Source organism: Butyrivibrio sp. VCB2006 (genome assembly GCF_000420945.1).
In the GTDB taxonomy this organism is placed as follows: domain Bacteria; phylum Bacillota; class Clostridia; order Lachnospirales; family Lachnospiraceae; genus Butyrivibrio.
The window spans coordinates 1-9040 of sequence record NZ_ATVX01000035.1 but is presented as its reverse complement, the minus strand read 5'-3'; the positions used below and the strand labels follow the sequence as shown (position 1 = coordinate 9040).

General features: G+C 34.9%; 8 protein-coding genes and 1 pseudogene. 8 read left to right on the top strand and 1 reads right to left on the bottom strand.

Annotation, left to right across the window (positions count from 1 at the left end):
* The first annotated feature begins 351 nt into the window (after positions 1 to 351).
* From G613_RS0117545 to G613_RS0117515, 8 genes are all read left to right on the top strand, one after another.
* The gene (locus tag G613_RS0117545) at positions 352 to 1770 is read left to right on the top strand and encodes a hypothetical protein (RefSeq protein WP_155828124.1); all 1419 of its coding nucleotides are present in this window, start codon (positions 352 to 354) and stop codon (positions 1768 to 1770) included.
* Between the two features lie 41 nt (positions 1771 to 1811).
* On the top strand, positions 1812 to 2039 hold the full coding sequence (locus G613_RS0117540) for a glycosyltransferase (protein WP_029233804.1): 228 nt from the start codon (positions 1812 to 1814) through the stop codon (positions 2037 to 2039).
* A 14-nt stretch (positions 2040 to 2053) separates the two neighbouring features.
* On the top strand, positions 2054 to 3133 hold the full coding sequence (locus G613_RS18950; protein ID WP_029233803.1) for a glycosyltransferase: 1080 nt from the start codon (positions 2054 to 2056) through the stop codon (positions 3131 to 3133).
* Positions 3123 to 4901 carry an ABC transporter ATP-binding protein gene (locus tag G613_RS0117530; RefSeq protein WP_029233802.1) on the top strand — a complete coding sequence of 593 codons (1779 nt, stop codon included), beginning with the start codon at positions 3123 to 3125 and terminating at the stop codon, positions 4899 to 4901. The genes G613_RS18950 and G613_RS0117530 overlap by 11 nt, the downstream gene beginning before the upstream one ends.
* Before the next feature lie 10 nt (positions 4902 to 4911).
* Positions 4912 to 5976, top strand: a complete 1065-nt coding sequence (locus G613_RS0117525; protein ID WP_029233801.1) for a polysaccharide pyruvyl transferase family protein — start codon at positions 4912 to 4914, stop codon at positions 5974 to 5976.
* The gene (locus G613_RS0117520) at positions 5973 to 7124 is read left to right on the top strand and encodes a Coenzyme F420 hydrogenase/dehydrogenase, beta subunit C-terminal domain (RefSeq protein WP_035774876.1); all 1152 of its coding nucleotides are present in this window, start codon (positions 5973 to 5975) and stop codon (positions 7122 to 7124) included. The genes G613_RS0117525 and G613_RS0117520 overlap by 4 nt, the downstream gene beginning before the upstream one ends.
* Positions 7066 to 7341, top strand: coding sequence for an alpha-1,2-fucosyltransferase (locus tag G613_RS20095; protein ID WP_081647942.1), 276 nt, complete (start codon positions 7066 to 7068; stop codon positions 7339 to 7341). Before G613_RS0117520 ends, G613_RS20095 begins: the two co-directional genes overlap by 59 nt.
* 345 nt (positions 7342 to 7686) lie before the next feature.
* Positions 7687 to 8610 carry a glycosyltransferase family 4 protein gene (locus G613_RS0117515; RefSeq protein WP_196805083.1) on the top strand — a complete coding sequence of 308 codons (924 nt, stop codon included), beginning with the start codon at positions 7687 to 7689 and terminating at the stop codon, positions 8608 to 8610.
* Between the two features lie 324 nt (positions 8611 to 8934).
* Here the strand turns inward: G613_RS0117515 and G613_RS20245 are convergent.
* Positions 8935 to 9040: pseudogene (locus tag G613_RS20245) on the bottom strand (IS66 family transposase); the annotation flags it as partial.

The window sequence follows — 9040 nt, the reverse complement described above, 5'->3', positions numbered from 1 at the left end:
TTAGAAGAATTCATGAGATAACCTCCAAAAAAGTATTTGGAGAAATCATCTCAGATTTTTGTTACAATGGACAGGTACGAGCTTTTGAGGGCTTACGGTTGCTAAAAGGCTTAATGTTTAAACACACAATTAGTTTTTTGATGATTATATGAAGGGAAATTATTAATGACGTACGGTAATGAAAAGATAAAAAAATGGAGCGGTTGCATTTTTTGCTCTATAGTCATATTACAAGTTTTTTTAGCTGCCTTTATGTTCTCCAGGCATGGAAGCTTTTATTATTGGGATACTTTTTACACATTTCAGGATTTACATTATGCATCAGCATCTACACCAAGTCGCCATTATATTGTGAATGATAGTGATTTTGTTGATAACGAGTGGATACCTGCATCATTTGTAAAGAATAGGCTTGTGGTTGAGCGTGAAGATTCAGTAATGAATGATACCCCTGGGGAGATACTATGGAATTTATATAAGCGTCCATATTGGACTATTGTAAATATATTGCAGGCGTTGTTCGTTCCCGGGAAGATGGATGGATGGCCGGCAATAGCATTTAATTTGGTGCTGTTTATTGCAATACAGATGATGCTATACAAGATGATTAATAAATATAGTCGTAGTTGTGAAACTGCTATGCTTGCAGTAATCCTATATGGCTTTAGTGGAATGATAGTATCACTTAATTCCTATATTAGATTCTACATATTTAGCTGTTTCTTGTGCGTCTTGTTTACGTTTTTGCATATGCTGATATGGGAACAAGATATTAGAAAGTGGTATAAGATTCTCATTTATGAGGTTGTGGCTCTTCTTTGTGCTAAGTGGAGTATTGAGGCATCTCAGTTTTCGTTGTTTCTGGTACTGATATTTATTGGAATGTTCTACATAGCTTTGGTGGCGCATAAGCGATGGGGCATGATGTGTATCTATGCTGCGCCATGTGTTGCAGGAGGGTACTATTTATTTGCTAAGACAAACTACATTTATATGCTTAGTCATCTCAGGGATGCCTATGAAAATGCCACAGGGCCAACTTATTGGGTGCTTAGTAGTGTGATGACCTTGAGCCCTATTACGTTCTTAGAAAGAGCAGTACATGAAGGGGCATATATAGGTAAATTTGCATATGGATATTTGCCAGTGTTTGTTCTGTTCATTGTCTTGAGTATTTTTTGTTTCCTTAGATGGAAAAAAGATAGCTTTTTCCTTCATCCGATGGAGAGGGTAATGTTTGGGACGCTGATTGGCTATTTTCTTGTTGCGACTGCTTTACATTTCTATACGGAAGTAAGGTATTCTACTCATGGTTGGTTTCTTATAGCCTGGTTTACTGCCAAGATGATGTTGTTCTTTAAAAATCACATTAACAATAAAGTAATAGCAAATATTGTCATCACAATTATGGTTGTGTCCGTGATTCTGCCTTCTGTATCAGGAAAAAGGGTAGTGTATGTGATGAGGATTGGAGAAGAACTTGAGGAGCGTTTATCAAAACAGAATATAGAGTATACGGTTGTTTCTTATTATGGTGATTGCGGTGAGAGCAATGATACAATTTATCAGGCGGTTTCTTTACTAAATGATGATTCTTATTTTATGGCAGCAGGAGATATAAATGCGGTTGCGGACAAACTTCCGGATGAGCTAATGCTTGCTACAAGAGACTATAGTAATCATATAGATGATTGTTTGGCACTTGGGTATGAAGTGAAATGGAAAGAGGTTGCTGGATTATATGAATATTATTATCTAGTATCCGAATGAGGGAGATTTGGAAAGAAAAATAGTAATTTCAGGAGAAATTTATGAATAACGACGTGAAAATATCGATAGTAACTCCCTGTTACAATAGTTCTAAAACCATTAGAGATACATTAGACTCTGTTGAAAAACAGCATTATGACAATATGGAACATATTATCATAGATGGCCTGTCTACAGAGGGTACGCTGGATATAGTAAATGAGTACAAGAACAGAGTGCAATATCCTGTAACCCTCAGTGTTGATGCTTTTATAAGGAGCGTTATATAAACGATACTTAGAACATGATAGATTTACCATTATTATCAATAATAATACCAGTATATAACTGCAAAGACTATTTACCGCAATGTATAGATAGCGTTTTAGCACAGGATTATCCGTCGCTTGAAATAATTCTTGTTGATGATGGCTCCACAGACGGATCTGGCGATATTTGTGACGAATATACACATAATAATGCAAACGTTAGAACCAAACATAAGGAGAATAATGGAGCATGCTTTGCCAGGAGGGATGGGGCAGAAGCTGCAAGGGCTGAATATGTTGCCTTTGTAGATGGAGATGATTACATCGATCCGGATTTTGCTAAAGAATTAATGACTCAGATGCTTCTTAATGAGTGTGATGCTGCTACCAGTGGCTTTGTATATACCAGTTCTGGAACAGGCTACATGGATATGGTTCCAGAAGGGGTTTATTCAGGCTGTTCAAAAAAAGAACTAAATAATGTTATGATATATGAGCCAGAAAGTGATATGGGCGGAATAATAATGAGCACATGCATGAAAATATATCGTCGTAGTCTTTTTCTGGACGGAATAAAGAAAATAACTGAGAGATTAGAACAATTTGAAGATTTAGGATACTGTTATCTTCCTCTTATCAATGCAGAATCGATTGTAGTTACCCATAAAGCTTTCTATCATTATAGAAATAATCCATCATCAGTCACTAGGAAAAAGATAAATGACAGATTTCAAAGAGTACAAAGATCATTTATTTTTGAAAGAAAACTGTATACAGAACTTGGAAGTCGGTATTTAAGACAGTTTGATTTGTTAGCGACAGGGTTTTATTACAATTATTTGAGAGCGCAAATATATGATCGAAGTACTAATTGCTTTGAGTTAAAAGCTATTATGGAAGAAATGTTTGCAGATAATCTTTTTAAGCAAATTGTTGATAATGCTTCAAATAACGGATTGAAAAGGAAATATCGTAGGTTGTTGCACATTATATATGCGGGAAAAATAGATCTGGCATATAGTTACCTTAGACTGTTAAAGCAAAAAGAAACAGGATTATTTTATATAAAGCAAGCTATTAAAAGGATTATTAGAGGAAAAGTAAGTGATAAATAAAGTTTTAAGAAAAGTAAAGCTGTGGACAAAATACATCATGGTTATTCTTAGTGGTAGGCAAAAGAAATATTTCTGTGTTGTTCTAATTGTTTCAATCATTACAGCTTTATTACAGATGCTTGGGGTATCTATAATACTTCCACTAGTGCAGGCTATGACAGATATGGATAGTGCTGTGAAATCAAGGACCATTCTTTTTTTAAGTAATTTATTACATATAAGCAATCCGAGAATGATACTTGTTATGATTTGTGTAATAACGATAGTTGTTTATATTGTAAAAAATTTATTTTCTATATTTGCAATTTGGGTTCAGGCTAAGTTTTCTGCCAAAGTTGAGCGTGAACTTATATATGAGATGCTTGATGACTATGTTTCAAAAGAATATGATTTTTGGATTGAAAATGGTGCTATAAAGATATCAAGAAATATCCAGACGGATACGGAGCTGATGAAAAATTTCCTGTCTGCGATTTTACGTTTTTTGACTGAAGTGCTTACTGCTGTATTTATTATTGTTTGGATAGTTTTTACAGAGTGGAAAATTGCAGTAGTACTTGGAGCTATTTCGTTATTGGCAGTACTATTTGTAACAAGGGTGTTTCATAATGGAGTGAAGAAATGTGCTGTAATATATAAAGAAAAGATATATAGAGTCCATAAGGCACTGATAGAGATTGCAGAAGGAATAAAAGAAATTAAAGTCCTTGGTGTGCAGGATCAGTTTGTAAATGAATATCGAAATCATTTATTTGAATACCAAAAGGCAGGTATCGCAAGTAATATGTATAACAGTAGCCCGACGTATTTCATTGAAATGATTTTTATGGTTTCGATAATGATATTTCTAATGATTCAATTGGAACTGTCCTCATCAAGTGTTAATGTTGCTGCATTGGCTGCAGCGGCGGTTGCTGCTATGAGGCTGCTTCCTTCTGTTGGAAGAATATCGAATAATGTTAATACAGCCATGTTTTCAGAAGCGAGCGTTGAAACAATATATCAGAGAAAAATAACATTGTCTTCACAGAAAAAAGGCCAATCAAAGACTGATCTAGTTGATACTAAAGTACCGGTATTCAAACATGAGTTACTGATGAGACATATACAGTTTAAGTATTCTCGTGGTGAAAATGTTCTAGATGGACTGAATCTTTCTATAGCAAAGGGTGAAACAATAGGAATAATTGGCAGGTCCGGCGCAGGAAAGACTACACTTATAGATATTTTGTTGGGAGTACATAAACCCCAAAGCGGTGAGGTTCTTTTGGATGGGATAAATATTACAAATTATGAGAATTCTTGGTGCAAACTTGTAGGATATATTCCTCAATCTGTATATGTTTTTGATAGAAGTATTAAAGAAAATGTTGCTTTAGGTGTGCCTAAAGAGAAAATAAATGATGCCAAAGTAATGGAAGTATTAAAAAAAGCAAGATTATATTCATTTGTACAGAGTCTGGAAAATGGAATTGAAACAAGAGTTGGAGAACATGGAAATGCTATGTCCGGTGGACAACGTCAGAGGTTATCTATTGCACGCGCATTATATAATGATCCGCAAATAATTATAATGGATGAAGCGACCTCTGCTCTTGATAATGAGACAGAAAGAGCGGTTATGGAATCTATTGAAGAAATGCGAGGTGACATTACTATTGTAATAGTAGCACACAGACTTACGACATTAAGATTTTGCGACGTTATATATGAGATTAAAGATGGTGGGGCAACGATTCGTGATAAGGAGGAAGTCATTCACATTTGACTAGTCGCTGATGAGAGAAAAGAAAAGTGCCTTAATAATAACAATGTGGGGAATTACTAATTATGGTAATAGATTACAGAATTACGCAGTATCTAAGATTGCTAGTGATAGGGGGCTTGAGCCATTTACATTAGCAACGAAAACAGAAGATGACTCTGGAAGAGTATTGCTGATAAAAGACTTTGTAAGGACTATATTTTTTTTGTGTTCAGGAGGCAAGAAAAGAGCAATAGAGGTAAGAAAGAAAAAATTTAGAAAATTTAACCATAAATATATCCCTAGTATAGATAATGAAAAAGACATAGTGGCTTTGCAAAGCGAATACGTTTTTCTTGGAAGTGATCAAATATGGAATGCTTATTACGTGGAGCCCAATGATATGGTTTATGGGAAAAATTCTAATAAAGACAGACTTATTTGTATATCTCCGAGCTTTGGAGTAGATGAATTTGACGACGGAACTGAGAGAGTAATAGCGGAATATTTGGAACCTATTCAGCATCTTTGTGTTAGGGAGAAATCGGGAGCAGAGCTGATTAAGCGGCTTATTGGACGAGACGTTCCGGTTTTCCTGGATCCTACACTTATGCTTACAGACAAAGAATGGGAAAAAATAGAAAGAAGACCTATAAATGTTCCTACTCAAAAATATGTTCTAAAATACTTTTTGAAAGAGGAATCAGAGACTAGTATACGTGAAGCAAGTGAAATCATCAAAAAATACAAGCTTGAAGAGGTAAAACTACTGGATATTACCAGACCGTGGGAATACATAGTAGATCCCTCAGAATTTGTATATCTTATACATCATGCAGATGTAGTACTTACTGATTCTTTCCATGCTTGCGTGTTCTCAATTCTGTTTAACAAGCCTTTTTGGGTATATAAAAGGATGGACAGTGATATGAGTTCAAGAATGGATACGTTATTTCAGACTCTAGGAATGGAGAACAGGTTTATACATAATGTCGATGCTCCATATGATATAAATTATCAAGGTGTAGAAAAAAGATTAGATTTGGAAAGAACACGATTTAATACATTTATTGATGGAATAATACGGGAAGATGTATGAAAAAAGATCATTTTATAACGATAAAGAGGGATTGTTGCGGATGTAGTGCATGTCAGCAGATTTGTCCACAGAACTGTATTACTATGGATTACGACAAAGAGGGCTTTTTGTATCCTGTTATAGATAAGAGTAAATGCATCAATTGCAATTTATGTAAAAAAACCTGTCCTGTATTGCATAATGTTAATAAAGATGATGCATATTTAAATTCATATATTGCTATAAGTAATAAGCCTAATAGAATAGCCAGTTCGTCAGGTGGGCTTTTTTTTCTTTTTGCGGAGAAAATCATTGGTGAAGGCGGTGCGGTATTTGGTGCAGCTTTTGATGATAATTGGCAGGTTCATCATATATGCATTGAATCAATGGATGAAATTGATACTTTGATGAGAAGTAAGTATGTTCAGAGTAGCACGAATAACACCTATAGACAGGTTAGAAAATTGTTAGGCGCTGGAAGGAAAGTATTATACACTGGTACTCCATGTCAGATTGCTGGGTTAAAGAGCTTTCTGAAAAAAATTTATAATAATCTGATAACTGTAGATATATTATGTCATGGCGTTCCATCTCCTATGATATGGAAGTATTATCTATCCAATTTAGAAAGAGAGTATCATTCAGCACCGAAGGAAGTAAACTTTAGAGATAAAGTGTCTGGTTGGAAAGATTACTCTTTATCTGTTAATTTTTTGAATGGTAAACGTTATGTCAAAACTATTATGTCTGATGATTATATGAGAATGTTTTTAACTAATTATAATCTTAGGCCATCATGCTATGATTGCAGATTTAGGGGACTTAATAGAGACTGCGATATAACAATTGGCGATGCATGGGGGATTAACACGGTTAAGCCTGAATTCGATGATGACAAAGGTACATCAATTATTATCATTCATAGTGAGAATGGGAAGAAATTGATAGATGAAATTTCTAAGGACTGCACTATGGAAAAAATAAATGTGGATGATTTGATTCCACCTGATAAAGGCGTTCGCACTACCATTAAAATGCCAGAGCAAAGAGCATTACTATTTTATCATTGGATACATGGGAAGGACTTTGATAAAATGAATAGAAGCATGTATGGAGGGCGAAAAAACTATATTTTGGGGAAGATATTTAGGACTATATATCGGCAGTAGTTTTGTTTTGAATATCCGGGGGAATAATACATCAGATAGTGGCAACGATATGTACCTCATGAGCCTATGCAAACACAATATTATTGCTAACTCGTCATACTCTACATGGGCAGCATATCTGAACGGGAATCCTGAAAAGATTGTGGTATATCCTGATGTACCATTTATGCAGAAAATGAAGCTTGACGATTGGCACGGAATAAGTATTTGCAAATGATTATATAAGTTTAAGGAGATTGTGATATTGCGTAACATTTTGTGGATTACAAATTGTGAACCAAGTTATGCTGCCAAATACTTTGGAAGAGAGACTTTTTCTGGCCAATGGATTGATTTTTCTAGTAGACTTTTATTAAAGAATGGCGGCATTAATCTGAGTATACTAGGATTAGGCTATGAATATGGGGATACCTTTATTGACAGTATAAACTGTCTTGGATTTGAGATGCGGGACGCTAAAGATCGTATCATGGGAACAATAGAGAGACTACGCCCAGATATAATACATATTTGGGGTACTGAATTTGAGCATTTCTTGATAACTATGGAGATAGTCAGGAATATGAATCTTCTAGATAGAACAGTTGTGTCTATTCAGGGAGTAATGTCAGAGATATCGAAGTATAGTTTGTTTATGTTGCCGGACGAAGTGATTAAACGTAAGACGCTATATGAGTGGTATATTCATAATACTATAGCAGATACCAAGGCTTATTATTCTTCACATGGAGAATTGGAGAAAAAAGGGCTTCAGATAGCCAGACATTGCATTGGAAGAACTGATTGGGATAAGGCAATATTAAGACAGTATAACAGAAAAATAATTTATCATAAGTGTAATGAGATATTAAGAGAGTCTTTTTACGCAAATAGATGGGTTAAGGATTTTTGTGAGAAGCATAGTATTGTTTTCTCACAGTCTGCATATATGATCAAAGGCTTTCATGTAATGATAGATGCTTTGGAAATTGTAAAAGACTTCTATCCCGATGTTAGACTTTATGCAATAGGTGAGTCTCCTTACAAGCAAAAAAACATCAAAGAATATATCAAGAGATCTTCGTATATAGAATATATTGGAGAAAAGATTAAACAAAAGGGACTGATAGAAGATGTCATTTTTGTTGGAAGTCTTAATGAGAAGGATATGATAAAGCATTATCTTCGCGGAAATGTATTTGTATGTGCTTCAGCTATAGAGAATTCTTCTAACAGTATTGGTGAAGCAATGATTCTAGGAATGCCGGTAGTGGCTTCTGATGTTGGGGGAGTTAAGAGCTTTATTACACATGAGAAAGATGGGCTGTTATATCAGGCTAATTCTGTTAGAATGCTTGCAGATTGTATATTGAGAGTATTCGATGATGAAGCGTTGGCTCAGAAACTGGCAGATAATGCATTTGCTAAGGCTAGTGAGATATATGATTATATGAAGAATACTAGGAATCTTTGTAATATTTACGATGAATTATTAACATCTAAATAAATATCTTAGGATAAACGAGATGAAATTAACTTTTTTCAAATTTCATGAATCATCATCAACTACCATTGTGTAGAGAACTGTACAAAAAGCTAGGGGATGATTTGTAAGCCCTCATCCATGAGTACTGGATATCAAAAATCCCCGCATTTCTGCAGGGATCTGATATAAATATATGCACTTTGAAAATTTAAGATTTTTTAAATCTGCTAGGACATTTTTCCTGGACGTTTTTAGACCAGGGAAGAAGATCATCCAGGAATCTAAGATCATGGTCATCCATGTGCTTAGGAATCTCTGATAACAGCAGTTCAAAATACTCATAAGTACAAAGTTCTTTCGGGCTATTGTAAATGGTCTTATGGCCTGCTCGGCATAGTTATTATCCATAGGAACCCGGCCATCAGTGAGGAACTTACGAAGGTATTCTTCC